Source organism: Aeromonas sp. 604282 (genome assembly GCF_049170575.1).
GTDB classification, from domain to species: domain Bacteria; phylum Pseudomonadota; class Gammaproteobacteria; order Enterobacterales; family Aeromonadaceae; genus Aeromonas; species Aeromonas veronii_A.
This window is the reverse complement of the sequence record NZ_JAAKMV010000002.1, coordinates 123395-150124: the sequence shown is the minus strand read 5'-3', so window position 1 is coordinate 150124 and position 26730 is coordinate 123395. Positions and strand designations below refer to the sequence as shown.

General features: G+C 58.6%; 19 protein-coding genes. 6 read left to right on the top strand and 13 right to left on the bottom strand.

Going from position 1 to position 26730, the window contains the following annotated elements; translation table 11 throughout:
- Positions 1–317: 317 nt before the first annotated feature.
- The gene (locus G5367_RS03760) at positions 318–560 is read right to left on the bottom strand and encodes a hypothetical protein (protein ID WP_421243882.1); all 243 of its coding nucleotides are present in this window, start codon (positions 558–560) and stop codon (positions 318–320) included.
- Between the two features lie 67 nt (positions 561–627).
- Here G5367_RS03760 and carA point away from each other — a divergent pair, with 67 nt between their 5' ends.
- Both carA and carB read left to right on the top strand, forming a co-directional pair.
- Positions 628–1764 carry a glutamine-hydrolyzing carbamoyl-phosphate synthase small subunit gene (carA, locus tag G5367_RS03755; protein ID WP_421243881.1) on the top strand — a complete coding sequence of 379 codons (1137 nt, stop codon included), beginning with the start codon at positions 628–630 and terminating at the stop codon, positions 1762–1764.
- 20 nt (positions 1765–1784) lie between these two features.
- On the top strand, positions 1785–5009 hold the full coding sequence (carB, locus tag G5367_RS03750) for a carbamoyl-phosphate synthase large subunit (protein WP_421243880.1): 3225 nt from the start codon (positions 1785–1787) through the stop codon (positions 5007–5009).
- 125 nt (positions 5010–5134) lie between these two features.
- On the opposite strand, the gene G5367_RS03745 is transcribed toward carB, so the two are convergent.
- Positions 5135–6169, bottom strand: coding sequence for a sterol desaturase family protein (locus G5367_RS03745; RefSeq protein ID WP_421243925.1), 1035 nt, complete (start codon positions 6167–6169; stop codon positions 5135–5137).
- Positions 6170–6426: 257 nt separating this feature from the next.
- Between G5367_RS03745 and G5367_RS03740 the strand changes: the two genes are divergently transcribed.
- Complete coding sequence (locus tag G5367_RS03740) at positions 6427–7608, top strand: DUF1615 domain-containing protein (RefSeq protein ID WP_421243879.1); 1182 nt, start codon at positions 6427–6429, stop codon at positions 7606–7608.
- 57 nt (positions 7609–7665) lie between these two features.
- On the opposite strand, the gene G5367_RS03735 is transcribed toward G5367_RS03740, so the two are convergent.
- Positions 7666–8673: a DUF1176 domain-containing protein gene (locus tag G5367_RS03735; protein ID WP_421243878.1), complete on the bottom strand. Its 1008-nt coding sequence runs from the start codon at positions 8671–8673 to the stop codon at positions 7666–7668.
- Positions 8674–9229: 556 nt separating this feature from the next.
- On the opposite strand from G5367_RS03735, the gene katG reads away from it, so the two are divergent.
- Entirely contained in the window at positions 9230–11416 is a 2187-nt protein-coding gene (katG, locus tag G5367_RS03730) for a catalase/peroxidase HPI (protein ID WP_216978449.1), read from the top strand.
- A 106-nt stretch (positions 11417–11522) separates the two neighbouring features.
- Here the strand turns inward: katG and G5367_RS03725 are convergent, their stop codons facing one another.
- Positions 11523–12440, bottom strand: a complete 918-nt coding sequence (locus G5367_RS03725) for an autotransporter domain-containing protein (RefSeq protein ID WP_421171955.1) — start codon at positions 12438–12440, stop codon at positions 11523–11525.
- Positions 12441–12731: 291 nt separating this feature from the next.
- On the opposite strand from G5367_RS03725, the gene G5367_RS03720 reads away from it, so the two are divergent.
- Together G5367_RS03720 and G5367_RS03715 are read left to right on the top strand one after the other, a co-directional pair.
- Positions 12732–14705: a methyl-accepting chemotaxis protein gene (locus tag G5367_RS03720; protein ID WP_421243877.1), complete on the top strand. Its 1974-nt coding sequence runs from the start codon at positions 12732–12734 to the stop codon at positions 14703–14705.
- 68 nt (positions 14706–14773) lie between these two features.
- Entirely contained in the window at positions 14774–15649 is an 876-nt protein-coding gene (locus G5367_RS03715) for a flagellar protein MotY (RefSeq protein WP_005337611.1), read from the top strand.
- 84 nt (positions 15650–15733) lie between these two features.
- Here G5367_RS03715 and gloA read toward each other — a convergent pair whose 3' ends face one another.
- The 9 genes from gloA to G5367_RS03670 form a co-directional block, all read right to left on the bottom strand.
- Positions 15734–16147 (bottom strand): lactoylglutathione lyase, encoded by a 414-nt coding sequence (gene gloA / locus G5367_RS03710; RefSeq protein WP_005337610.1) that lies wholly within the window; start codon positions 16145–16147, stop codon positions 15734–15736.
- A gap of 56 nt (positions 16148–16203) precedes the next feature.
- On the bottom strand, positions 16204–16845 hold the full coding sequence (gene nth, locus G5367_RS03705; RefSeq protein ID WP_227342383.1) for an endonuclease III: 642 nt from the start codon (positions 16843–16845) through the stop codon (positions 16204–16206).
- A gap of 13 nt (positions 16846–16858) precedes the next feature.
- Positions 16859–17620: an electron transport complex subunit E gene (locus G5367_RS03700; RefSeq protein ID WP_421243876.1), complete on the bottom strand. Its 762-nt coding sequence runs from the start codon at positions 17618–17620 to the stop codon at positions 16859–16861.
- Positions 17621–17635: 15 nt separating this feature from the next.
- Complete coding sequence (gene rsxG, locus G5367_RS03695) at positions 17636–18268, bottom strand: electron transport complex subunit RsxG (RefSeq protein ID WP_005359614.1); 633 nt, start codon at positions 18266–18268, stop codon at positions 17636–17638.
- A gap of 43 nt (positions 18269–18311) precedes the next feature.
- Positions 18312–19364, bottom strand: coding sequence for an electron transport complex subunit RsxD (gene rsxD, locus G5367_RS03690; protein WP_204479647.1), 1053 nt, complete (start codon positions 19362–19364; stop codon positions 18312–18314).
- Between the two features lie 11 nt (positions 19365–19375).
- Positions 19376–22108, bottom strand: a complete 2733-nt coding sequence (rsxC, locus tag G5367_RS03685; protein WP_421243875.1) for an electron transport complex subunit RsxC — start codon at positions 22106–22108, stop codon at positions 19376–19378.
- Between the two features lie 14 nt (positions 22109–22122).
- Complete coding sequence (gene rsxB, locus G5367_RS03680) at positions 22123–22701, bottom strand: electron transport complex subunit RsxB (RefSeq protein ID WP_005350799.1); 579 nt, start codon at positions 22699–22701, stop codon at positions 22123–22125.
- A 2-nt stretch (positions 22702–22703) separates the two neighbouring features.
- Positions 22704–23285, bottom strand: a complete 582-nt coding sequence (gene rsxA / locus G5367_RS03675; protein WP_266135085.1) for an electron transport complex subunit RsxA — start codon at positions 23283–23285, stop codon at positions 22704–22706.
- 181 nt (positions 23286–23466) lie between these two features.
- Entirely contained in the window at positions 23467–26610 is a 3144-nt protein-coding gene (locus tag G5367_RS03670) for a DUF3427 domain-containing protein (protein WP_421206474.1), read from the bottom strand.
- Between the last annotated feature and the right edge of the window lie 120 nt (positions 26611–26730).

Genomic DNA, 26730 nt, shown 5'->3' with positions numbered 1-26730 from the left:
AACCCCGGCTTGCCGGGGTTTTTTCTGTCAGTCAGCCAGAGTTTGTGTAAAAAGGCTCGCTGCCTTCAATTTTTATCTGAATGCCTTATAAATCACACTATTGCTTTATCCACCATATTTTCCCTTCCTGAATGTCATCACCAGGTAACAGATTTGAGCATCTTTATGGCGGATTAAGCCATTTTTTTACACGACCAAGAAGAGACTAAAAATTCAAACACGGAAAAACGTTTTCCATTTTTTATGTTCACTCTTGTCATCATAAAAGCGTCAAATCTGTCATTAATGTTTTTTATGTAAAAATAAACAACATTGTTTTAATTGGTTTTTTTGTTCATTTTTGTTGCTATTGCTGGCTTGGCGGCATCTTTTGTTGGTGGTTTTTCCTTTTCTTTCGCTGGAGGGGGTTGCAAAGCAGTTGAGTGCATAGATAATGGGTAATGTTGCTTTTTTATTGAATTTAGATGCATTTCATCTGAGAAAAGACGTTGAAATGCCACTTTTTTTAAGTAGAATGCGCCCAATTTGCCAGAAATCTGCCGGGTTCGAGTCCTGTCCAAGACCGGAACCGAGCCCGCAACACCCAGGTAAATTGCTGAATTTAAAGCTAAATAACTGGAGGTTGTCTTGAATCACACTGCATTGCTAGTGCTGGAAGATGGAACTGTGTTCAAAGGCGTGTCGATAGGCGCCGAGGGATGTTCCGTTGGTGAAGTGGTTTTCAATACGTCGATGACGGGCTATCAGGAAATCCTCACCGATCCCTCTTATTCACGTCAGATAGTCACCCTCACTTACCCCCATATAGGCAACACCGGCACCAACAGCGAAGATGAAGAGTCCAGTCAGATCCATGCTCAGGGATTGATCATCCGGGACCTTCCGATACTTGCCTCCAATTTCCGCAATCAGCAATCCCTCTCCGAATACCTCAAGTCTCACAACATCGTTGGCATCGCCGACATCGACACCCGTAAACTGACCCGCATCTTGCGCGAGAAAGGCGCTCAGGCTGGCTGCATTCTGGCCGGGAAACAGGTCGATGAAGCCTATGCTCTCGAACAGGCCCGCGCCTTCCCCGGTCTGAAGGGGATGGATCTGGCCAAAGAGGTGACGGTTGGTGAAGCGTACAACTGGACCGAAGGGAGCTGGCAGCTTGGCAAGGGGCATGTCACCCCGGATGCCGACCAGCTGAAATACCACGTTGTGGCCTATGACTTTGGCGTCAAGCGCAACATCCTGCGGATGCTGGTTGACCGCGGCTGCCGCCTGACCGTGGTACCGGCCAAGACCCCGGCCGCCGAGGTACTGGCGATGAACCCGGATGGCATCTTCCTCTCCAACGGCCCCGGCGACCCCGAGCCGTGCGACTACGCCATCGAGGCCATCAAGGCTTTCCTTAATACCAACACGCCGGTATTCGGCATCTGTCTGGGTCACCAGCTGCTGGGTCTGGCCTCCGGTGCCAAGACCGTCAAGATGAAGTTTGGCCACCACGGCGCCAACCATCCGGTGAAGAGCCTCGATGACAACACCGTCATGATCACCGCTCAGAACCACGGCTTTGCGGTAGACGAGAACAGCCTGCCGGATTGCCTGCGCGCCACCCACGTCTCCCTGTTCGACGGGTCGCTGCAAGGCATCCATCGTATCGACCGTCCGGCCTTCAGCTTCCAGGGTCACCCCGAAGCGAGCCCGGGCCCGCACGATTGTGCCGGTCTCTTTGACCACTTTATTGAATTGATTAAGCAGTATCGCGCCTAAGGAAAAGAGGAAAGAGTTTCATGCCAAAACGTAACGACCTTCAGAGCATCCTGATCCTCGGCGCCGGCCCCATCGTCATCGGCCAGGCCTGCGAATTTGACTACTCCGGCGCCCAGGCGTGCAAAGCCCTGCGCGAGGAGGGTTACCGCGTCATTCTGGTCAACTCCAACCCGGCCACCATCATGACCGACCCGGAGATGGCGGACGCCACCTATATCGAACCCATCACTTGGGAAGTGGTGCGCGAAATCATCAAGAAAGAGCGCCCGGACGCCATCCTGCCCACCATGGGTGGCCAGACTGCGCTCAACTGCGCACTGGCATTGGAGAAGCACGGCGTGCTGGCCGAGTTCGGTGTCGAGATGATCGGCGCCACTGCCGACGCCATCGACAAGGCCGAAGATCGCTCCCGCTTTGACAAGGCAATGCGCAGCATCGGCCTGGAGTGCCCGCGCGCCGGCATTGCCCACAACATGGAAGAGGCGTGGGGCGTGCAGCAGATGGTCGGCTTCCCCTGCATCATTCGTCCCTCCTTCACCATGGGTGGCTCCGGTGGCGGCATCGCCTACAACACCGAAGAGTTCGTCGAGATCTGCGAGCGCGGTCTGGACTTGTCGCCGACCAAAGAGCTGCTCATCGACGAGTCGCTGATCGGCTGGAAAGAGTACGAGATGGAAGTGGTGCGGGATCGCAACGACAACTGCATCATCGTCTGCGCCATCGAAAACTTCGACCCCATGGGTATCCACACCGGTGACTCCATCACGGTCGCGCCAGCCCAGACGCTGACCGACAAGGAGTACCAGCTGATGCGCAACGCCTCCATGGCGGTGCTGCGCGAAATCGGTGTCGAGACCGGCGGCTCCAACGTCCAGTTCGGTATCAACCCGAAAGATGGCCGCATGGTCATCATCGAGATGAACCCGCGGGTGTCGCGCTCCTCTGCGCTGGCGTCCAAGGCGACCGGTTTCCCCATCGCCAAGATCGCTGCCAAGCTCGCCATCGGTTACACCCTCGACGAGCTGATGAACGACATCACCGGTGGTCGCACTCCGGCCTCCTTCGAGCCGGCCATCGACTACGTGGTCACCAAGGTGCCGCGCTTCAACTTCGAAAAATTCGCCGGTGCCAACGACCGTCTGACCACCCAGATGAAGTCGGTCGGCGAAGTGATGGCCATCGGCCGCAACTTCCAGGAGTCCCTGCACAAGGCGCTGCGCAGCCTCGAAACCGGCAAAACCGGCTTCGACCCCATGGTTGACCTCAATGCCCCGGACTCCCTGACCCGCATCCGTCACGAGCTGCAGGACGCCGGTAGCGACCGTATCTTCTATATTGCCGATGCGTTCCGCGCCGGTCTCTCCATGGACGGCATCTTCAAGCTGACCAAGATTGACCCCTGGTTCCTGGTACAGATTGAAGACCTGGTGAAACTGGAAGAAGAGGTGAAAGAGCGCGGCATGGCCGGTCTCGATGCCGACTTCCTGCGTGCCCTGAAGCGCAAGGGCTTTGCCGATGCCCGTCTGGCCAAGATCCTCGGCGTGGCCGAAGGGGAAGTGCGCAAACTGCGCGCCCGCCACAACATCTTCCCGGTCTACAAGCGGGTCGATACCTGCGCGGCCGAGTTCGCCACCAACACTGCCTACATGTACTCCAGCTATGACGAGGAGTGCGAAGCGGCCCCGAGCAACCGCGACAAGATCATGATCATCGGCGGTGGCCCGAACCGTATCGGTCAGGGTATCGAGTTCGACTACTGCTGCGTGCACGCGGCGCTGGCCCTGCGCGAAGATGGTTACGAGACCATCATGGTCAACTGCAACCCGGAGACCGTCTCCACCGATTACGACACCTCCGATCGTCTCTACTTCGAGCCGGTGACCCTGGAAGATGTGCTGGAAATCGTGCGCATCGAAAAACCCAAGGGCGTCATCGTTCAGTACGGTGGCCAGACCCCGCTGAAACTGGCCCGTGCACTGGAAGCCAACGGTGTGCCGATCATCGGTACCAGCCCGGATGCCATCGACCGCGCCGAAGACCGTGAGCGCTTCCAGTCTGCCGTCGAGCGCCTCGGTCTCAAGCAGCCGGAAAACGGCACCGTCACTGCGCTGGAGCAGGCCGTGTTGCTGGCCGAGCGCATTACCTACCCGCTGGTGGTTCGCCCCTCCTACGTATTGGGTGGCCGCGCCATGGAAATCGTCTATGACGAGCAGGATCTGCGTCGCTACTTCGCCGAGGCGGTAAGCGTCTCCAACGAATCGCCGGTACTGCTGGACCGCTTCCTGGACGATGCGACCGAGCTGGACGTGGATGCCATCTGCGACGGCACCGATGTGGTCATCGGCGGCATCATGGAGCACATCGAGCAGGCCGGTATCCACTCCGGTGACTCCGGTTGCTCCCTGCCTCCCTATACCTTGTCCAAGAAAATTCAGGACGAGATCCGCGAGCAGGTGCGCAAGCTGGCGCTGGAGCTCGGCGTTATCGGCCTGATGAACGTGCAGTTCGCGGTCAAGGGCGATGACATCTACCTTATCGAGGTGAACCCGCGTGCCGCCCGTACCGTGCCGTTCGTCTCCAAGGCGACCGGTGCTCCGCTGGCCAAGATTGCCGCCCGCGTGATGGCCGGTCAGTCGCTGCAAGAACAGGGCTTCACCAAAGAGATCATCCCGCCCTACTACTCGGTGAAAGAGGTGGTACTGCCGTTCGCCAAGTTCCCGGGGGTTGACCCGCTGCTGGGGCCGGAGATGCGCTCCACAGGTGAGGTAATGGGTGTGGGCAGCAGCTTTGCCGAGGCCTATGCCAAGGCGCAGCTGGGTGCCAACCACGCCGTACCGAAAGAGGGTCGTGCCCTCTTGTCAGTGCGTCACAGCGACAAGGCGCAGGTGGTCGACTTGGCCGCCAAGCTGCTGGAGCTGGGTTACGAGCTCGATGCCACCCACGGCACCGCTGTCGCACTGGGCGAGGCGAGCATCAACCCGCGTCTGGTCAACAAGGTACACGAAGGGCGCCCGCACATTCTCGACCGCATCAAGAATGGCGAGTACACCTACATCGTCAACACCGCCGAAGGGCGGGTGGCCATCGAGGACTCCAAGCAGCTGCGCCGCGCCGCCCTGCAGAACAAGGTGGCGTATACCACCACCATGAACGAGGCATTCGCGACCTGCATGGCCATCAGCGTTGATGCCACTGCCAGCGTCAACTCGGTGCAGGAGCTGCACGAGCGGGTGAACAACCGCTAACGCTCTGCAAGCGAGCCATGCTCGCATCGCATAGATGACAAGCCCCCCGCCAGCAATGGCGGGGGCTTTTTTATGACGACGGGTTGGGGGCTGCGAGGAGCGGACTTATGGGGCGCAGAGCGTAACTACCTTAAATCAGGCTGTGGCTTGCGGCTGCGTGGACGGGGCAGGGCATGCCACAGCTTGCGGGCCGTGACCAGAAAGGGGCGCAGGATCAGCGCGCCCAGGCGGCTGTAGCGCACATTGTCTTTCGGGCCGACCCCGAAGGTAAGCGGCTCTGGCTGGTGGTTGGTGACGTAAAGAGTGCCGAACCACCAGTCCCACAGCGACAGATTGATCCCGAAGTTGTGGTTGAAGTGGCGGGGATCCCGGCTGTGGTGGATCTGGTGCTGGGCCGGGCTGTTGAAGATATGCTCCAGCCGCGGGCCAAACGATAGCCAGATATGGCTATGGCGTAAATTGGCGGCCAGCGAGTTGAAGATCAGCACCAGATAGCCCACCCCAAACAGGGTGTAGGGGCGCACGGAGCCGCCGCACAGCCAGTAGAAAGCACCGGAGTAGAGGGCGAGCGCGCACCCCTTGAGCAGGATTTCAGAGAGCTTTTCCACCAGATGAATACGGCTGGCGGTCGGCGGCACCAGCACGGTGGCACTGTGGTGCACCTTGTGAAACTCCCACAGCCAGCGGCTGTGAAAGACACGGTGCAGCCAGTAGTGGACGAAATCGCTGACCAGAAATACCCCGAGACCGTAAAGCATCATCAGCCAGCTCGCCTCGGCCAGACGGGGACGCTCACCCCACAGACGGGTAAGCGCAGAGGTAATATCCGTTGCCTGCAAAAGCCAGGGGTTAAGCAGAGTCAGGAGCGGCACGATCAGGGCCACATGGAGCAGGGCGCGCACCAGATAATACTGGTAATCGAGCAGGGCGGAGGGATGCAGCCAGATGGCCCGGCCGCCGAGAAACCGGGCGAAACTGCCTGCTGCCGGGCCTTGCTGGTGCCGGCGCACACGATAGAGGAGGTAGGCAATGAGGCCGGATATCAGCAGAAAGGGGAGCCCAAGCCGCCCGTTGAAATCAAGCAGTCCGGTCAGGCAGTGCCAGATCGGAGTGAGCAGCCACTGCTGCACGTAAGCAAAGAGATGGGCGAGCGTATCCATAGGGTCCATACCGTGAGCATCCTGGCGGCGGCATTCTAAATGTAAACAACTCTCGATAAAAGCCCATACCTGTTGTCGGGTCATACCTGTTATCTGGTCATATATGGGGGCGCTCCTGTTGCGGCAACCCCTGTCTGGTCCGAGGAAGGGGCGAGGCAATGGGACTTTAGCCTTGTGGATCAATTCTCTACAATGAGCCATCATGTGTGCGCCCGCCGCCGGGCGGGTTTGCCTCCAGCCTCAGTACCGGATATCCGATGACGCTCTCTCTCTTTTCTGTTTCCCCCGCCATGCGCACGCTGGCGCTGCTGATCCCCTTGCTGCTGGCCGGCTGTGCCAGCGACCCCGCTTCTGCCCCTGCACCGAGCGACACAACGGGCGCGACAGTGCCCGCCCAAAAGGCGACCCCGCCAGCCATGCAGCCGCGCAAGCCGGCGGACATGAAGAGCCGCATCGTGAGGTTTTTGCCCCGCCATGTAGTTGACAAGCAGGGGTGGGCCAACGATGTGGTGACGGCACTCACTACCCAGGGGGTGACAGTCAATGACCACAACGTCTGTACCGTGCTGGCGGTAGCGGAACAGGAGGCGACCTATCAGGCCGACCCCGTGGTGCCGGGCCTTGGCAAGATCGCCTGGAAGGAGATCAACTCGCGGGCGGCCAAGCTGCTGATCCCCGAGTTTATGGTGCGGGCCGCGCTCTCCATCAATTCGCCGACCGGCAAGAGCTATGCCGAGCGCATCGATGCGCTTCGCACCGAGCGGGAGATGAGCGAAATTTTCGAGGACATGATCAGCATGCTGCCGATGGGCAAGACCCTGTTTGGCAACATGAACCCGGTGCACACCGGCGGCCCGATGCAGGTGAGCATCGCCTTTGCCGAGGCCAATACCCGCGGTTACCCCTATCCGGTCAAGGAGTCCATCCGCCACGAAGTCTTTACCCGCCGCGGCGGTATCTGGTTTGGTACCAAACATATCTTCGGCTATGAGGCGAAGTACCCCGATACCCTCTACCGTTTCGCCGACTTCAACGCCGGCTGGTATGCCAGTCGCAATGCCGCCTTTCAGTCCGCTGTCAACCGTTTGAGCGGTACCACGCTGGCTCTGGATGGCGATCTGATCCGCTATGACTCCGAACTGCCGGGCAAGACGGAACTCGCGGTCTATACCATCGCCAGCCGGATCAATATGAGTCAGCAGGCTATCCACCAGAGCCTCAAACTTGGCGATACCGCCGAATTTGGCCAGAGCGACCTCTATCATCGCGTGTTTACGCTGGCAGACCAGAAAGCGGGCAAGCGGCTACCCCGCGCCATCCTGCCGGGCATTCAGCTGAAAAGCCCCAAGATCACCCGCAACCTCACCACCGCCTGGTTTGCCAAGCGAGTGGATGACAGGGAGCAGCGCTGCGTGCGGCAGATGGCGACCATTCGCTGACTGCTGATGCGGGTCGTCATGCATTGATAAAGTAAGGGCGCTTTGAGCGCTCTTACTTTATTGAACCTTGATGATTTCGCTTCGCCATAGAGGCATATTCCACGTTCCCCCCGGCGTGATGAGTCGACACATTCCGGTAGTACTTCGCTCGGTGAGTTTAAATGTCTCGCCATTCCACCCCCAGCTTTCGCTTTCCCAACAATCCCCCAGACCGCGAGCCTTCATCGAAGATGTGATCTCTCCTTGCATGTAGCCGGTGGCAGATGATGTGACTAAGCGTGCAAGCTTGAGAGCAAGCTGGTTGTTGGTCAGAAGATAGGCATAAGTTTGATTGTACGAGCTCATATTGCAGGGCATCTCGATCAGCAGTTGTTCCTTACTGAGTCGATAGACCACGCCAAGTGATGGGTAATCTTGCCACGAGCAGTAGGTGTCCCTCTTTTGCGCATCGAGCCATTGACCTATGGCGTTGAATTCATCGCCGGTCAGTGCTCTCTCACTGTTCTCCGGGACTTGGGGAACACGAATAAGTGGTACGGGCTGGGAGGGTGGAACCAGTGACGCGGCGTTGGTACCGGGTTTGACGAAGGCGGTTTCTGTACCAATCCGCCCCTGAAATTCATCCATCTTGAGCAGTACTGCTGTGGCGCCGGCGCCTGAGAGTGACCAGCGATGGGAAGGCTCAGCAGTAAACTCTACGGTACTGCTGCCTTTGATGGCGTTCACCAGTGGTATTAATGCTGTAGCTGGCAGTTGGTAGTAGTCACTTTTCTGATCATAACGGGCGGTTCCGACGATGTTGCCGTCAATAAGCATTGTCAGTGGTGATGTAATCGGTCTCTCTTGATCATCATTCATGATCGAGACTGCCAAATTGCCACTGAGTCCGCCTTTAGGGCCGCCTTCTCGTGTCAGCAGCACCGAGATACCTCCAGACTCGGAACTATAACCTGCGGCTCGGCATGTACGTGTATTGTCGCAGGCGATCTCCCAGTCTTTATGGGCAAAATATAGGGCTTCGGGTTGTGTGGCCAGTATGGTGGCCAAGAGGGTAGGTATAAGCATCGATGGATTCCAGTGAGAACTTTAAAGAGCATACCATGGCTCTTGCATTGCTTTGACCACCATCTGGACTGTATCCGTCTGTCTACTCTGTGTTGTGCGTGATGACAATGAAGGTCATCAAGGCGTGGTAGACCTGAAGGTGATTATCACAGCTTGCGCATAACCCATCCTAAATGACCTCAGTTTGAGGATCTGGGAATGTCTAGGAAAGTAGCGGAATTCAGGGTGGCAATCAGCAGCAGGGGTAGCAGATACCAGAGCTGGCCCAGCAGAGCTGCAATAACAGATGTGAAGTCCATTTCAACGCTGTCGGCTGGCGTGCAATGGCCACATGTTAACAGTGGGTTCAACAAGCTTGTGTGATCTATGCCATGACTACTCTGCCCGCGCCTGCATTGTTCTGTTTGTTACCCGGTGACGAGATAGCTCAATCGCAAAACCAGATTGAATTGAACTTTTTTATTCGGTTTTTTAAGTGACTGGTGGGGGGTAGGCTAGTCTCTACTGCGAAGCGAAGGGTTTCGCCGTCATTATGACCACAATGAGGATCTGATAGATGGACAAACACGCTAGCGGGGCCGGTCAGTGCCCCTTTGCCCACGGTGCCAATACCTCTGCCAGCCAGGAGCATCAAGTCTGGTGGCCCAATGCCCTCAACCTCGACATCCTGCACCAGCATGACAGCAAGACCAATCCGATGGATGAGACTTTCGATTATGCCGATGCCTTCAATAGCCTCGATTACGATGCCCTCAAGGCCGATCTGCATGCCCTGATGACCGACAGCCAGCCCTGGTGGCCGGCAGACTGGGGTCACTATGGCGGCCTGATGATCCGCATGGCCTGGCACTCCGCCGGCAGCTATCGCGCTACCGACGGGCGCGGCGGTGCCAACACCGGCAACCAGCGCTTCGCCCCCCTCAACAGTTGGCCTGACAACGGCAACCTCGACAAGGCACGCCGTCTGCTGTGGCCGATCAAGCAGAAGTACGGCAACAAGATCTCCTGGGCTGACCTGATGATCCTGGCGGGCAACGTCGCCTATGAGTCCATGGGGCTCAAGACCTTTGGCTTTGCCGGTGGTCGCGAGGACATCTGGCATCCGGAAAAAGATGTCTACTGGGGTTCCGAGAAGGAGTGGCTGGCACCGAGCGGCAGCGAAGGGAGCCGTTACAGCGGCGAACGGGATCTGGAGAACCCGCTGGCTGCGGTGATGATGGGGCTGATTTACGTCAACCCGGAAGGGGTGGATGGCAATCCCGATCCCCTGAAAACCGCCCACGACATGCGCGTCACCTTTGCCCGCATGGGGATGAATGACGAAGAGACCGTCGCCCTGACTGCCGGTGGCCACACCGTCGGCAAGGCCCACGGCAACGGCAGTGCAGCCAAACTGGGGCCAGCACCAGAAGGGGCCGATGTGCACGAGCAGGGACTGGGTTGGATCAACCACGAAAGCCGCGGTATCGGCCGTGACACTGTGACCAGTGGCCTTGAAGGGGCCTGGACCAGCAACCCGACTCGCTGGGACAACGGTTACTTCAAGATGCTGTTGGGCCACGACTGGTGGCTCAAGAAGAGCCCGGCCGGCGCCTGGCAGTGGGAGCCCGTCGCCATCAAGGAGGAAGATCGTCCGGTGGACGTGGAAGACCCCTCCATCCGCTGCAACCCCATCATGACCGATGCGGACATGGCGCTGCGCTTTGACCCCGTATACCGGGAGATCTCCGAGCGCTTCGCTGCGGATCAAGACCTCTTCTCCGACGCCTTTGCCCGAGCCTGGTTCAAGCTGACTCACCGCGACATGGGGCCGCGCAGCCGCTACCTGGGGCCGGAAGTGCCGGGCGAAGTCATGGTATGGCAGGATCCGGTTCCGGCGGTGGATTACCAGCTCTCCGATAAGGAGGTGAGCGAGCTCAAGGCCAAACTGCTGGCCTGCGGCGTGGCGCCGTCAGATCTGATTGCAACCGCGTGGGACAGTGCCCGCACTTTCCGCGGCTCCGATTATCGCGGCGGGGCCAACGGTGCCCGCATCCGCCTCGCGCCGATGAAAGAGTGGGAAGGCAACGAGCCCGCTCGCCTCGAGAAGGTGCTCAACGCCCTGATCGCCCTGCAGGCCACCCTGAGCAAGCCGGTCAGCATCGCCGACCTGATTGTGCTGGGTGGTAGCGCAGCGGTGGAGCAGGCGGCCAAGCTGGCCGGCGTTGATATCGTCGTCCCCTTTGCGCCGGGCCGCGGCGATGCCAGCGCCGACCAGACCGATGCCGAGTCGTTCGCCTTCCTCGAGCCGGTGCACGATGGTTTCCGCAATTGGCAGAAGGGGCACTACAAGGTGCAGCCGGAGGAGATGCTGCTCGACCGTGCCCAGCTGCTGGGGCTCACCGCCCGCGAGATGACAGTGCTGGTCGGCGGTATGCGGGTGCTTGGCACCAACCACGGTGGCTCGGCCCACGGCGTCTTTACCGACCGGGTCGGGGTGCTTAGCAACGACTTCTTCGTCAACCTGACCGACATGGCTTATAGCTGGCAGCCGACTGGCCGCAACAGTTACCAGATCGTGGATCGCCAGAGCGGTGCGGTGAAGTGGACTGCCACCCGGGTTGATCTGGTGTTTGGCTCCAACTCGGTGCTGCGTGCCTACGCCGAGGTCTATGCCCAGCAAGATGGCAAGGAGAAGTTCGTCCGCGACTTCGTCAAGGCCTGGGTCAAGGTGATGAACAACGACCGTTTCGATCTGAAATAAGTCGCTTTAACCTGAATGAGAACGCCAGCCGCAGGGCTGGCGTTTTTTATGGTGGCGGTGATAGCTGCATGGTGCAACTCGGTGGATGCTCCTCTGGCCGCCCGGGTTAGAAGCTCATGGCCAGCCCGATGGAATAACCGCAGGTGTTGTGGCTGAACATGTAGCGGGCAACCAGCCGGGTACGGGTGACTATGATGTCGTACTTGCTGCTGTCCAGCTCCAGACCGGCGCCGATGGAGTTGAGGGAGTCAAAGCCAAGCAACCCCCGTTGCTCCCCCAGATATGCGGTATGGGCCCCCTCCAGTACATAGCGCACCGGCCTGTCGAGCAGGGTCCAGTGGAACAGCGGGGCGCGGCGGCGCAGATAGAGGCCAAGGTTCTCCGCCTCGGCGTGACCACGGACGCTGGTCGAGGTGCCGCCAAAGCTCTGCAGGTGCTGATAGGAGTAGCGCAGTTCGGCATCTATGTCCTGGGCCGGTGAAAAGAGTTCGTAATCGAGCATCAGCGAGCCACCCAGCCCGTACATATTGAGCTGACCCCCATCGAGAAAGTCCAGCGAGTAGCCCTTGGTACGATCAAGCAGCCAGTTGCCGATCCGCAGGTCGCTGGCCATGGTACCGAGCGAGACGTTGGCTATGGGGCGCAGCACCCAGTGGCCGCCACGCGGATCTTTGTGAAGGGTGACATCCCAGCCGATCCCGCCCGAAGCGGTCAGGCTATTCCACTTGGTCGGTATGGTGCGACTCTCGGTACCATTGCTTATCACAAACTGGGGGTCGTAGCGGCTGTAGCCCAGCGCCCCCTCCAGATAGATGGGCACGGCTTCGCTCAGGGTTGCGCCGCCTCCCAGTTGTCCCATGTTGAGCGCCGAAGATTGGCCAGTACTGCTGCCGATATCCAGGTTGCTGGCCGTGATGTCCGGCACCACGCTGAAAGTCATCAGCGAGATCACCGCATTGGCCCGTTTTTGCGCCCAGTCCTCCTCCTGATCATCAAGGTTGTTACTGGCCGCGAGTGACGCCATGGGCAGGATCGCCGCGAAGAGGGCGCAACCCAGACGGTACTGCAGGCAGAGCGGGTGTTTCATGGCTGGATACCCTAAACAAGCGACCTCCTGTCGCCCCAATCTACTGTAGCGAGTTTCTCTCTGGCTGTCTCGACCTGACCATTGGGTTGGGCTATGGGTGGTGGCGTGGCCATCTGCAGAAAATGGTTGATGCAGCTCATGGTTCTGGCCAATGGCAGGTGTCCTCAGCGGCATAAGCGAGCAGGCTGGATATACTCAACGCGTTGATAAAAATGACAGGAGTGCGGGATGAACAGACTCGGATTGGCCGGCAAGATGTTGCTGGCAATTTGCCTGCCGTTATTGGCGCTGCTGTTTTTCGCCAGCCACTACGCATACGACAGATATCGGGTGACCCATGAGATGGCGCAAGCTCTACAGCAGCTGACAGTGGTCGAACGCAGCGCCCAGCTGGTGCACGAGCTGCAAAAGGAGCGTGGCATGTCGGCTGGGTTTATTGGCTCTGAAGGGCGTAAATTTGCCGATGCCTTGCCACGTCAACGGCAACAGGTTGATGAAGCCATTAGTCGCTTTCAGGGGTTGGAGAGGGGGAGCGTCCACGAGCAGGCGGATCTGGGTTTGAGCGAGTTGACGGGGATCCGCGATCAGGTGGACAAACTGGCCATAGAGGCTCCCCGTCAGGTCGCTTTTTATAGCCAGTTGATTGCTTCTCTGCTCAAGGTGGTGGATGAGATTAGCCTGCGTAGCCAGGATGCCGCTATTGCCTTGCAGACCAATGCCTACGCCGCATTTTTGCAAAACAAGGAGCGTATGGGGATGGAGCGGGCGACCCTCAGCAATGTTTTTGCCAAAGGGAGTTTCACCCCGGCTACCTTGCAGCAATTTATGTCCCTGCTCTCTGCCCAGCAGAGTTATCTGGAGCGTTTTCGCGCTGCGGCAAGTCCGGCGCAGCAACGACTGCTTGAGCAAATAGAGAAGAGCCCTGTCATTGCAGAGGTCGCGAAATATGAGCAGCTAGCTCTGGACAAGATGACCGAGGGGGGCTTTGATGTCGATCCGGAGCGATGGTTTGCCGTGAGCACCGAGAAGATCGACCTGCTCAAACAGGGTGAGGATCAGCTCTATCAGCAGCTGTTCGAACGGGTTGAGCAGATGGAGAGCGAGAGTCAGCGCAACTTCTGGTGGGGCTCAATGGTGGTTCTGTGCTGTCTTTTGTTGACCTCTCTTATCAGTTGGAAGGTGCTGCGGGATGTGCATCTGGGCTTCGTCGCTCTGCATCGCACCTTTTCACGGCTCGTCAATGACAATGATCTGACGGTGAGGGTCAACTGGAAATCGGGTGACGAGCTGGGGGCATTGGCGCGGGATCTCAATCGCTTCCTGCAGCATCTGGAAGGCTTGTTGCTGGAGGTGCGCCGCTCCTGTGAGATATTGACCCGTAGTGCCAGCAACTCCAGCGAGGTGATTGCCGAAGTGAATGAAGGTGTGGTGCGTGGCGTTGGTCAGGTTGAACTGGTTGCCACCGCCGCAACTGAAATGGCTTCGACGGTGGCCGAAATTGCTCGCAATGCGACCCAGACCTCGCTGGCGACCCAGCAGGCCATTGGACGTGCCCGGCAGGGGGACAAGGAGGTGGATCAGACTATCGCCGCCATCGAGCAGGTGGCCGGCACCCTCGACGAGACCCGGCTGTTGGTCAACAACCTGCATCAGGATACCGAGTCCGCCGTCGAGGCACTCAACCTCATCAAGCAGATCTCTGATCGTACCAATCTGTTGGCCCTCAATGCTGCCATTGAGGCCGCCCGTGCCGGTGAGTCTGGGCGCGGCTTTGCCGTGGTCGCCGATGAGGTACGTTCACTGGCTGTCCGTACCCAGCAGGCGGCAGATGATATCGAACAGATGCTCTCCCGTTTGCGGGCGGGGGCCCGTCAGGCGGTGGTGGCCATGCAGTCGGGCAGCGAGCAGGCGGGTCTCAGTGTCAGTGAAGCGCAGCGGGCGGGTCACGAGCTGACCGACATCGTCAATGAGGTGCGCAAGGTGAGTGACATGACTGCGCAGGTAGCTACCGCAACCGAGCAGCAGCGCTACGTAACGGACGATATCCAGCACAACGTAATGACCATCCGCGAAGTGTACGAGGCCCATCGCCAGCACTCGGTCACCCTGCAGCAGAATAGTGTCGAACTGGATCAGTTGGCTCGGGAGTTGGCTGGACGCATTGCCAGCTTCAAGTTGCTGGAGAGAGCCTCTCCACACTGATCCATTTGAGCTAAAGCTTGTCCCTCCCTGGCCGATACCCCTTGTGAGATCGTGTGGAGGGCAAGCAATTGAACGCTTGGGTGTTGGGGTTGGTCAGCATATCCGTGAGTATGCAGTTACAGGCTGGGGTTACCGAATTTGGTGCCGGTCTGGATCAATCCGTCTGGCGTTTGACCTCCGATACCCAGATTGAGTGTCGCCTCGAGCATCCTATTCCCAACTGGGGAACGGGGGCCTTTGTCAGCCGCGCCGGGCGCAAGATCAACCTCGACTTTGAGCTCAAGGGCAAGCGGCCACAGGCCCAGACCCAGACGGTGAGCCTTGGCATCATGCCGCCGGTATGGCGCCCAGGGATTGCCGGGCGAGAAGTGAGTCAACTGCGCTTCTATCAGCAGTTCGATGGGCTGGTGGAGGGGCAAACCGCCTGGACCATGCTCGATGAGCTGGAGGGGGGACGAATGCCCACTTTCCAGTATCGGGACTGGTATCGCCAAAACCGTGCGGTGCGAGTATCGCTTTCGTCGGTTAACTTTCGGGTCAAATATCAGGCCTTTATCGACTGCCTGAGCGGGCTCTTGCCCTACAGCTTCAACGACATCGCCTTTAGCGTGCTTACCTACGACAAGAACAGCGATCAGCTCTCCATCCCCTCCAAGCGGCGGCTGGCGATGATCAGCGAGTTTATCAAGGCGGACAAGAGCATCGACGTGGTGGTGATCGATGCCTACAGCGACAGCTATGGCGGCCGCTGGCCGAACCTGAAGCTATCCGAGAAACGGGCCGATGCCATCAAGAAGGTGTTTGTCGATCTGGGGATCGATCCCGGCAAGATCTCGGTGGAGGGGCATGGCGAGAAGCAGCACGTCGCCTCCAACGAAACCGAACAGGGGCGTGCCAAGAACCGGCGGGTGGTGATCAGCATGGGGCGCAATGGCGAGATCTAGCGCCGTCCCCGGCAGCCGGATATAAAAAAGAGCGCATCTGCGCTCTTTTTTGATCCTGCCATTAGGCAGTGGGATTAGGGCTGCTTAGAAGCTGTCACCCAGCCCTGTACCGGCATCTTTCTTGGCAATCAGTTCAATCTTGTAACCGTCCGGATCTTCGACGAAGGCGATGACGGTGGTGCCACCCTTGACCGGGCCCGGCTCGCGGGTGATCTTGGCACCGGCGGCGCGCAGCGCTTCGCAGGTGGCATAGATGTCGTCTGCTTCCAGCGCGATGTGGCCATAGGCAGAGCCCAGTTCGTACTCGCTCACCCCCCAGTTGTAGGTCAGCTCGATCACCGCTTCATCCTTCTCGTCACCGTAACCGACGAAGGCCAGGGTGTACTTGTACTCGCTGTTCTCGCTCTTGCGCAGCAGCTTCATGCCAAGGACACGGGTGTAGAAGTCGATGGAGCGTTGCAGATCGCCGACACGCAGCATGGTATGCAGAATTCTCATTGCTCAGTTCTCCGGGTTGGTGATGTGTACTGCTTTCAATCTCGGTTGCGAGGCCATCAGCTTTCTGGATAGACCTTCTCTTTGTATTCGCACAAGTTCTCGATGATACAGGAACCACAACGGGGCTTGCGAGCCAGACAGGTGTAACGCCCGTGCAGGATGAGCCAGTGGTGGACATCCAGCTTGAACTCGGCGGGTACCACTTTGAGCAGCTTCTCCTCCACCTGATCTACGTTCTTGCCTACCGCAAAGCCGGTGCGGTTCGATACCCGGAAGATATGGGTATCGACGGCGATGGTGGGCCAGCCAAAGGCGGTGTTGAGGACCACGTTGGCGGTCTTGCGGCCGACGCCGGGCAGGGCTTCCAGCGCTTCGCGGTTCTCTGGCACCTCGCCTCCGTGGCGCTCCAGCAAGATGGCGCAGGTCTTGATGACGTTCTCGGCCTTGGTATTGAACAGGCCAATGGTCTTGATGTACTCCTTGAGCCCGTCCACCCCGAGATCCAGCATTGCTTGCGGGGTGTTGGCCACCGGATAGAGTTTGTCGGTCGCCTTGTTGACGCTTACATCGGTTGCCTGCGCCGAGAGCAGCACGGCGATCAACAGCTCGAATGGCGAGTTGAAATTGAGCTCTGTGGTGGGGTGGGGGTTGTTTTCCCGCAGTCGCTCGAGGATCTCTCTGCGTTTCTGGTTATTCATGCCTTGCGTCCGATCATAGTTCGGTCGCCCGGACGCGAGCCGGGGCAACGTTGCAGTGGGCCACTGTGGATGCTTGTTTGCGGTCCCGCCAGTCGTTGATGGCGTTCTTGGCGGCGATCAGCAGTCCCAGCCCGATAAAACCGCCCGGCGGCAAAATCGCCAGCAGCAGACTGGCATCGGCGTGGAACAGCTCGATGCGCAGGGATTTGGCCCACTCGCCCAGCAGCAGCTCGGCGCCATCAAACAGAGTGCCCATGCCGATGATCTCGCGCATGCCGCCCAGTACCAGCAGCACCAGGGTAAAACCAAGGCCCATCATCAGGCCGTCGAGGGCCGCCAGCAGCGGCGGATTCTTGGAGGCATACGCCTCGGCGCGGCCGATGATGACGCAGTTGGTGACGATGAGGGCGATAAAGATGCCGAGTGCCTGATAGAGGCCATAGGTGTAGGCGTTCATCAGCAGCTGCACGCTGGTCACCAGCGAGGCGATGATCATCACATAGACCGGGATGCGAATATCTTTCGGCACCCAGTTGCGCACCAGCGAGACGGCAAGGTTGGAGCAGACCAGCACCGCCATGGTGGCAAGGCCCAGCCCCAGCGCATTGGTAAAGGTGGAGGAGACGGCGAGGGTCGGGCAGAGCCCCAACACCTGCACCAGCGAGGGGTTGTTCTTCCACAGCCCCTGACTCATCAGCTCCTTGAGCTCGCCCTTGCGGCTTTCCAGCTCGGCAAGCGGGGCTATGCCCGTTTCAATCTGTTCCATCTGGTTCATGATGGCTCGACTCCGTTAGTTCGCCGCCGGACAAGCCGGGGCGTTGCTGAGCAGTTCGGGTTGCTCCTGCTGCAGTTTAAGCAGGTTCTTCACCGCCTTGACCACGGCTCGCGGGGTGATGGTGGCGCCGGTAAAGGCATCGAACTCGCCGCCATCTTTCTTCACCGCCCACTGGGGCTCGTTGTCATGGGTCAGGAATTTTCCGGCAAAGCTGTTGATCCAGTCCGATTTTTTTAGCTCGATCTTGTCACCCAGGCCCGGGGTCTCGTTGTGAGCGAGCACGCGCACGGCTGTGATGGTGCCCTTGGCATCAAAGCCCGCCACGATGCGGATCGCCCCGCTGTAGCCATCCGGCGCGATCGCCTCCAGCGCATAGCCGGTTACCACGCCATTCTTGCTGGCGGTATAGAGGGCCTGCGGCTGATCGCTGCCGAGATACTTCCTGCTGGTCACCTGCTTGCAGCTGGCCACCAGATCGTTGTCATAGCTCCCCTCCGGCAGCAATACCGAGAGGGTCTGCTGCTTCTCCAGCTGTTGCTGGTGGGCGATTTTATCCTTGGTCAGCTCGTTGGTCAGTACCACCAGCGCGGTACAGCCCAGCGCGAACATGGCCAGAATAAGGCCGTTCTTGCGCATGCTCTTTAACATGTCCGGGCTCCGTCAGCTGTGATGGGAAAAGAGGGCAGAAACATCATTGGCGACGGGCTCCATACACTTTCGGGCGAGTCAGGCTGTCGATAAAGGGTACGCAAAGGTTGGCCAGCAGCACGGCGAAGGCGAAGGCATCCGGGTAGCCGCCAAAGCGGCGAATGATGTAGACCAGCACCCCGATCAGCACGCCATAGACCAAGCGGCCGCGCGGCGTGGTGCAGGCACTGACCGGATCGGTGGCGATAAAGAAGGCCCCCAGCATAGTCGCGCCGCTAAAGAGGTGGAACATCGGCGTGGCGGTGGCATCCGGGCTCATCAGGTAGCCGAGGGTCGCTGCCGCCAGCAGGGCACCGAGAATGGCGGTGGGAATGCGCCAGTTGATCACCTTCTGTTGCAGCAGGAAGAGGCCGCCCAGCAGATAGCCGAGGTTGACCCAGCTCCACCCGATGCCGCCCCAACCCTCGAACAGCGGGCCGCTCAGGATCTCGCCGGTGGTGAGCCCCTGAGTCAGGCCTGTTTTCAGGGTATCGAGGGGGGTCGCCATGGTGAGACCATCCACCCCCTGCTTGAGCTGGGTCATGCTGTAGCCGTCGAGACTAAAGCCGGTGAAGATCACCGACGCCGCATCACCAAAGCCGAGGCTGTAGGCGCGCACGCTCTCCGGTGGCAGCCAGCTGGTCATCTGCACCGGGAAGGAGACCAGCAGCAGCACATAGGCGACCATGGCCGGGTTGAACAGGTTCTGACCCAGTCCGCCGTAAAGGTGCTTGGCGACAATGATGGCAAAGGCCGTGCCCACCACCAGCATCCACCATGGCAGCAGCGGCGGCAGGGAGAGACCGATCAGCACGGCGGTGAGCGCCGCACTGCCATCCATCAGGGCAGGCTTGATGGCGCGGCCACGGAGCTTGAGCACCAGCGCCTCGCACAGCAGCGCGGTCACCAACGCCAGCAGGATCTGGATAAAGGAGCCCCAGCCGAAGAACCAAGTCTGGGCCAGCAAGCCCGGCACGCAGGCCAGGATCACCAGCAGCATCAGGGTTCGGGTCTGTTTGCGGTTATGGGCAAACGGCGCAGTCGCAATATTGAACATGAGTCTGTCGATTACCTTGTGGTTGTTCGGTCGGCTGACGGGGCATCTTCAGCGGCGGTCTCTGCGGCTCTGGCTGCCTCGGCCGCCAGCTTCTTCGCCTTGGCGCGGGCCACTGCGGCTGCAATGGCCGCTTTTTTCGGATCAACCGGGGCGTCAGCCACAGGGGCGCTCGCTTCAGGAGCCTCTGTGACGGCAAGTGGTTGCTCACTGCTGGCAGCATCGCTTTGCATCGGCTCAGCCGGTGCGCGCTCACCCTCAGTTCCGGCACTCTCTACCTGAGTACCGGCACTTTCTACCCCAGCACCGGCATTTTCTACCTCAGCACTGGTACTTGCGCTCTGCTGGGCCAGCTTTTTGGCCTTGGCCCGGGCGATGGCTGCGGCGATAGCGGCCTTCTTGGGATCGACCGCTTCACTTGCAGCCGTATCGCTTTGGCTGGTGGTTACTTCGCTCTTGGCTACCGTCATGTCGCGGGTCTGTGCGCTGGCAGCTGGCTCACTCTTCGCATCCTCAGCACCGGCACTTTCACCCTGCTGGGCCAGCTTTTTGGCCTTGGCGCGGGCAATGGCAGCGGCGATAGCGGCTTTCTTGGGAGCAACCGCTTCGCTGGCCGCAGATGGCGCATCACTTTGGGTTGCAGCGGATTCGCTGGCGCCAGCATTTGCAGTCAGATCGCCCTCAGCGCTGTCACCCTGCTGGGCGGCCTTCTTGGCCTTGGCCCGGGCGATGGCGGCAGCAATTGCCGCTTTTTTGGGATCGACAGGGGCATCATTTTGCGTGTTGACCTCGGCTGCCGTGCCCTTGGCAGCGCTTACCGGTTCACCATTCGCCTCGGCCTTTTTGGCCTTGGCGCGGGCAATGGCGGCAGCAATCGCCGCCTTTTTCGGATCAACCTCTGCTTTTTGCTGATCAGCATCTACCGCTGGGGCAGCAACGGCTTCGGCAGTCACAGGCTCGGCGCTCTCGCCAGCCTGAGCGGCTTTCTTGGCCTTGGCGCGGGCCAGTGCGGCGGCGATGGCCGCTTTCTTGGGATCGCTGGCGAGGTCAACCGCCTCGGAGGGTTGCGCCGCAGCGGCAGTGTCGCTGTTTGCGTTCTCTGCCAGCTTGGCGGCGCGGCGCGCCTCCGCTTCCCGTTTGCGGGCTTCGCGGGCGGCAATCACCGCGCTGTTGTCAGGCAAGCCCTCGGCGGTGGTGGCAATGGCTGTGATGGGCGCATCCTGCTTGGCCTTGATGCGGGCCAGTGCCGCTGCCACCGGATCTTCCCCGCCTGCGGCCGTCATGGTCTGACGGCGCTGGGCGGCGGCTTCGGCGTGGCGCGCTTCGCGGGCTGCTTTCTCCCGCTCGAAACGGGCCTGCTTGGCCTCGAAACGCTGCTTGGCGCGTTCGGCTTTTTCGGCCTCGGCACGGGCTTCGCGAATGTCGTCTTTGGCGATCTTGTAGTACTGCACCAGCGGGATCTCGCTCGGGCAGACCCAGGCGCAGGCGCCGCACTCGATGCAGTCCATCAGGTTGAGCTTCTCGGCCTTGTCATACTCCTTGGCCCGGCTGTACCAGTAGAGCTCTTGCGGCAGCAGGGTGGCTGGGCAGGCATCGGCACAGGCGCTGCAACGGATGCAGGGCTGCTCTGGGCCGGGGGCGGGCAGTTCGGCCTGCGTCGGCGCCAGCAGGCAGTTGGTGGCCTTGACCACAGGCACCATGGCGTGGGGCAGGGTAAAGCCCATCATGGGGCCACCCATGATCACCCGTTGCTCCGCTTCCGGTTGCAGTTCAAAACGCTGCAACAGCCAGCGTACCGGCGTACCCAGGCGCACCCAGGCGTTGCCGGGCTTCTTGAAGCTGTCGCCGGTGAGAGTGACGATCCGCTCGATCAGCGGCTCGCCGTCGATGATGGCGCGCTTGATGGCAAACACGGTGGCGACGTTGAGCACCATGATGCCGATATCGACCGCGCGGCCCCCCTTGGGCACCTGACGGCCGGTCAGCAGCTCGATGGTCTGCTTGGCACCGCCCGAGGGGTACTTGGTCGGCACCGTCTTGACCAGCACATCTTCATCGGTGGCGTGGCGGGTCAGCTGCTCGATCGCCTCGGGCTTGTTGTCTTCCACCCCGATCAGGGTGAGTTTCGGTTTGAGCAGGTGCTTGAGCACCCGGATGCCATCTATGATCTCGTCGGAGTACTGCTGCATCAACCGATCGTCGGTGGTGATATAGGGTTCGCACTCCAGCCCGTTGACGATCAGGATCTCGGTGAGCTGGCCGCGGCCATCGAGCTTGCTGTGGGTCGGGAATACGGCGCCGCCAAGGCCCGCTACTCCCGCCTGCTGGATGCGTTCGAGCAGCTCGCCCCGCTCCAGATTCCAGTAATCGGGTTTGCCATTGCGCTCGCCCCACTCATCTTCCCCATCCGGGGTGAGAATGACGCAGAGATCGCCGAGCCCGGAGGGGTGGGCAACCGTGTGGTTGCCAATCTCGGTGATGGTGCCGGAGGTGGAGGCATGGACAGGGACGACCCGCCCCTTGGCATAACGGGTCAGCGGCTGCCCTTTTTTGACCTTGTCGCCCACCTGCACCAGCAGATCGCCGGCGGGGCCTGCGTGCTGGCGCAGCGGAATGATGAGACGTGGCGGCAGACCGGCGTCTACCAACGGGCTCTGGCTTGATTGCAGCTTGTTGTCGGCGGGGTGAATGCCACCGTGAAAGTCCCAGAGCGTGCCGGCTTTGATACGTTCGAGTAAGGAATGCATGGTTGCTCCGCTGTTTATTCCACTATCTTGACCGGAATCTTGCCCGGAACATGCACGTTATTGAGATCCCACTTCCAGTTATCGACCGTGGTGGGCACCGGGATCATCTCGATGCAGTCGGTCGGGCAGGGATCGACACAGAGATCGCAACCGGTGCACTCGTTGGCAATCACGGTATGCATCGCCTTGGTGGCGCCGACAATGGCATCCACCGGGCAGGCCTGAATGCACTTGGTGCAGCCGATGCACTGATCTTCGTGGATAAAGGCGACCTTTTTGACTGGCACTGCGGCCTCGTCACTGCCCCCCAGCGGCTGGGGCTCGACCCCCATCAGATCGGCAATCTTGCGCATGGTGGCCTCGCCACCGGGCACGCACTTGTTGATCTGATCGCCGTTGGCGAGCGCCTCGGCGTAGGGTTTGCAGCCGGGATAGCCGCACTGGCCACACTGGGTCTGGGGCAGCAGGGCATCGAGCTGATCGACGATGGGGTCTGCTTCCACATGAAACTTGACGGCGGCAAAGCCCAGGATAATCCCGAACGCCAGCGCCAGCAGGGTGAGCACCAGAATGGCAAAGAGAATATGGATCATGGTTATATCTTGATTAGGCCGGTAAAGCCCATAAAGGCCAGCGACATCAGACCGGCGGTGATCATGGCAATCGACACCCCGCGAAACGGTGCGGGCACATCGGCGGCGACCAGACGCTCGCGCATGGCGGCAAACAGGATCAACACCAGCGAGAAGCCGGTGGCGGCGCCAAAGCCGTAGATCACGCTCTGGATAAAGTCGTGTCGCTCATTGATGCTGAGCAGCGCCACCCCGAGCACCGCGCAGTTGGTGGTGATGAGCGGCAGGAAGATCCCCAGCAGGCGATAGAGGGTCGGGCTGCTTTTGCGCACCACCATCTCGGTAAACTGCACCACCACGGCGATCACCAGAATAAAGGCGAGGGTGCGCAGATAGGCGATATCCAGCGGCAGCAGGATATAGTGCTCCACCAGATAGGAGCTGGCACTGGCGAGGGTCATCACGAAGGTGGTCGCCAGCCCCATGCCGATGGCGGTTTCCTGCTTGCCGGAGACCCCCATAAAGGGGCAGAGGCCGAGGAATTTCACCAGCACGAAGTTGTTAACCAGCACGGTGCCGATCAATAAAAGCAGGTACTCAGTCATCAATTACCGTCACTGAAAGTCGGGTTATCGGGGTTTGAAGGCGGGCGGTATTATCTGACGTTAGGGCCAGTTAAACAACCGCAAGGCCGCATGGTTATTATGCAACTGGATAATTTAGCCGGGGTTTTGGGCAAGAATCCGGTGGGTTTTGCGTCATCTTCCCACCGGGTGAGAAGCCTTACTAACCAACAGCCAGTTTGGCGGCCTCTTTCCACATAAATGGCGGCATCGGAGTAGTGAGACGCCATTTAATGTTCATCGGTTGGCTGCCAGTGTGGGATACGTACTCCACCTCACCAAAGTTCACAAAGCCAAGGGTGCGGCCAAATTCATCTTTGCTCTGCTCACGAACGAACAGAAACAAGCGCTTACCTTCTGCTCTGTGGTTTATGTAACTCAGCCCCTTACCCCGTTCTGGGCGAGCGCTGTTTTGGCTCTGCCAATGAAACAGCGACTCGTTGATGGCGTAGTCGTGATAACGGGTAGTGGGGGAGAAGTGCTGTTCCGTTTTGTTCAAGGTCACGAACAGCAACTCGATATTTTGCTCTGCGATGACATAGACCCCTTCGCGAGCCGTGGGTTGCTGCGCGAAGGTGGTCGCACCAAAGCCAACCAGCACCTGCTCTCTGGCATAGCGAGCATGCAGTTGCAGCGGATTACCGGGAAGGTTTGGCATGGCGCTTTGTTCGTGTTGCACCCGGTTGAGCAGCATGGGCAACAGATCTGCCAGCTCGGCCCTTAACTCTGGTTGATTGAGTTGTTTCAGGCTGTGCGCCAAGGAGCTAAAGCCTGCATTGGGGCCGCTCTGTTGCCAGAAGTCGTAATGGCACATCAAGGCCATACGTTCATCGTGTTCGGCCGTTAAGGTAAAGGCGTCTGCCACCAAGGTTTGTAAGAATTTCAAGTAATGGAGCGCATCGCAGCCCAATAGCCGGGTTTTGATGGCCCGGGTGTAGAGGGTCGACAGCTTCTCATCGCTCATTTCAGAAATGGTATGGTTGCTAGCCTGTTTGACCAAGGCGCTCCAGTTACCGCGCTTGTAGATCTCCTCAAGGCTGATGTGAGGGTAGAACTTCAAAAAGTTCGCCAGCGTCAGTGGTAAATCACAGTCCTGTGAGAAACGGCGGATCAGGCCCATGAGGCGTGAGGTATTGAGGGTCGCCTTCTTGATATTGCTCAGAATTAACTCTTGGGTCTGTTTTGAGAGTTCGATGCGGCAGCCCAAGGGGGCGTGAGGGAAGCCCTGTTTGATCTCGTGGCTGATCGCCTTATTAGTTTTACCCACCAGTGCCCGGAATTTCTGGGCAAAGTCATACTCAGCACGGGCATTGCCAACAAAGTCCAACACGGTGCAGCACTCTTTATCGCTCGCCAGCCGCAGGCCGCGCCCTAATTGCTGCAAGAAGATAGTGAGGCTTTCCGTTGGTCGTAAAAATAGCAAGGTATCGACTTCCGGGATATCAACCCCTTCGTTGAAGATATCCACCACGCAGAGAATATTGATAACGCCGGTACGCAAATCTTGTTGTTTGCTATACCGTTCTTCTCGGTTATCGCTGGTGAGAATATCAGCCTTGATGCCCTTCAATAAAAAGGCCTTGCGCATAAAATCGGCATGTTCACGGCTCACACAAAATGCCAGCGCTTTTATCTTGGTAATATCGGTGACGATCTCATTGAGGCTCTGGACTATTTTCTGTACCCGCTGCTGGTTATGGGTATAGATATTGGTGAGTTCAGTGATGTCATAACGGCCATTTTTCCAAGCCACTTGGCGCAAGTCAGTATCATCATCGATACCAAAATATTGGAACGGACAGAGATGGCGACGATTGATGGCCTCGGGCAAGCGGATCTCTGCTGCGATGACACCACAAAAGTCGGCAAGAATATCACCGCCATCATGGCGCTCTGGCGTTGCGGTTAATCCCAACAGAATGTGAGGTTCAAAGGCGGCGAGCAGACCGCGATAACTGGCCGCCGCAATATGGTGAACCTCATCAATGACGATGTAATCGAAATAATCTGGGCTAAGAGGTAAATTAGCCAGCTGGTTATTCAAGGATTGCACCGAGGCAAATAGTTGACGGTAGTGGGTTGGCACGGCGCCGCCGACTAAGAGTTCGCCAAAATTGGATTGCTTGAGCACACCGCGGTACGAGGCTAATGCTTGGCGCAAGATCTCCTCTTTGTGGGCGACAAACAGGAACTTGGCATCGGGTTTGGTTTTCAGAAAACGCGCAAAATCAAAAGCGGAGATCAGGGTTTTCCCTGTACCGGTGGCCGCAACCACCAAGTTACGGAAGCGCTGGTGTAAAGCGCGCTCCATCGCCAATTGTTCAAGGATCTCCAGTTGATGGGGAAACGGCGTGATATCAAAGAAATAGGCAGGGCTATTTTTGTCCCCATCCCCACGGGCCTCTTGCAGTGCATGCTGCAATTTTGTACGGCTTTCGAGCTTGCCATCAAACAGCTCAAAATCATCGGATTCCCAATAGGTTTCAAAGGTACTCAGGGATTTCTCGATAATATGAGGGATCTCTTGCGAGGTGATTTTTAGGTTCCACTCCAAGCCGCTGGTGAGGGCAGAGTGAGAGAGATTGGAGGAACCTATATAGCCGGTATGAAAGCCGGTATTTCGGCAAAAGAGATAGCTCTTGGCATGCAACCGCTCGCGCTGGGTGTTATAGCTGAGTTTGACTTCGGTATTTGGGAGGCTGGCTAAAAATTCAACTGCCTTGGCATCGGTCGCCCCCATATAAGAGGTAGTAATTACTTTTAATTGGCGGCCGCTGTGAGTGAACTCTTCCAGCTCATGACGGAAAATCCGGATACCTGCCCATTTGATAAATGAGACCAGCCAGCAGATGCTATCTGCCGATAAAATTTCCCGTTTAATCTCCGACTCCATCGACAAACCCGCATTGCTGCCACAAAACAGTTCGCTCTGAGTGAGACCTGTCAGAGGGAAAATATCCTCGGCATATTGCTTTAAATTGGCGGAGATGGGGTTATCCAACTGGTAGAGTGCTGTCAGAATTTTTCCCTGACTATCGATGAGGTTCTCGCCAATAAAGTCTGGGTCTTGGGTGCGATCCTTTAGCCAAAGCAATAACTGGTTAGCCAGCTCAATCTGCCGTTGCAGCTGATCCTCTCCAGTTACCGAGCCCACCGCATATTCCAAAACCCGGCTCAGAAATCTGGATAACCAAACTGCCGCTTCGGCAGGCTCAAGTTGGCGTTCCCCCACGTAAAAGCGCTCGCGGTCGAGTCGAGATGTCAGCAGTTGAGTAATGAGCTGTTCATAAATACCGCATTGTTGCATCGCACTTTAGCCTTGAACGTTGTACATGAGGGTGGCGAGAAGAGTATCATTTTTTCCAACCAAATCAGTAAGCTGTTGTCGCCTGTTACTCGTTTGAAAATCACCCCGGTTTTCGGTAAT

Excerpts from the sequence above, each read along its gene's own strand:
- carB (WP_421243880.1), top strand. The coding sequence starts at position 1,785 with ATGCCAAAACGTAACGACCTTCAGAGCATCCTGATCCTCGGCGCCGGC.
- G5367_RS03745 (WP_421243925.1), bottom strand. The coding sequence starts at position 6,169 with ATGGATACGCTCGCCCATCTCTTTGCTTACGTGCAGCAGTGGCTGCTC.
- G5367_RS03740 (WP_421243879.1), top strand. The coding sequence starts at position 6,427 with ATGACGCTCTCTCTCTTTTCTGTTTCCCCCGCCATGCGCACGCTGGCG.
- G5367_RS03735 (WP_421243878.1), bottom strand. The coding sequence starts at position 8,673 with ATGCTTATACCTACCCTCTTGGCCACCATACTGGCCACACAACCCGAA.
- katG (WP_216978449.1), top strand. The coding sequence starts at position 9,230 with ATGGACAAACACGCTAGCGGGGCCGGTCAGTGCCCCTTTGCCCACGGT.
- G5367_RS03725 (WP_421171955.1), bottom strand. The coding sequence starts at position 12,440 with ATGGCGTCACTCGCGGCCAGTAACAACCTTGATGATCAGGAGGAGGAC.
- G5367_RS03720 (WP_421243877.1), top strand. The coding sequence starts at position 12,732 with ATGAACAGACTCGGATTGGCCGGCAAGATGTTGCTGGCAATTTGCCTG.
- gloA (WP_005337610.1), bottom strand. The coding sequence starts at position 16,147 with ATGAGAATTCTGCATACCATGCTGCGTGTCGGCGATCTGCAACGCTCC.
- nth (WP_227342383.1), bottom strand. The coding sequence starts at position 16,845 with ATGAATAACCAGAAACGCAGAGAGATCCTCGAGCGACTGCGGGAAAAC.
- G5367_RS03700 (WP_421243876.1), bottom strand. The coding sequence starts at position 17,620 with ATGAACCAGATGGAACAGATTGAAACGGGCATAGCCCCGCTTGCCGAG.
- rsxG (WP_005359614.1), bottom strand. The coding sequence starts at position 18,268 with ATGTTAAAGAGCATGCGCAAGAACGGCCTTATTCTGGCCATGTTCGCG.
- rsxD (WP_204479647.1), bottom strand. The coding sequence starts at position 19,364 with ATGTTCAATATTGCGACTGCGCCGTTTGCCCATAACCGCAAACAGACC.
- rsxC (WP_421243875.1), bottom strand. The coding sequence starts at position 22,108 with ATGCATTCCTTACTCGAACGTATCAAAGCCGGCACGCTCTGGGACTTT.
- rsxB (WP_005350799.1), bottom strand. The coding sequence starts at position 22,701 with ATGATCCATATTCTCTTTGCCATTCTGGTGCTCACCCTGCTGGCGCTG.
- rsxA (WP_266135085.1), bottom strand. The coding sequence starts at position 23,285 with ATGACTGAGTACCTGCTTTTATTGATCGGCACCGTGCTGGTTAACAAC.
- G5367_RS03670 (WP_421206474.1), bottom strand. The coding sequence starts at position 26,610 with ATGCAACAATGCGGTATTTATGAACAGCTCATTACTCAACTGCTGACA.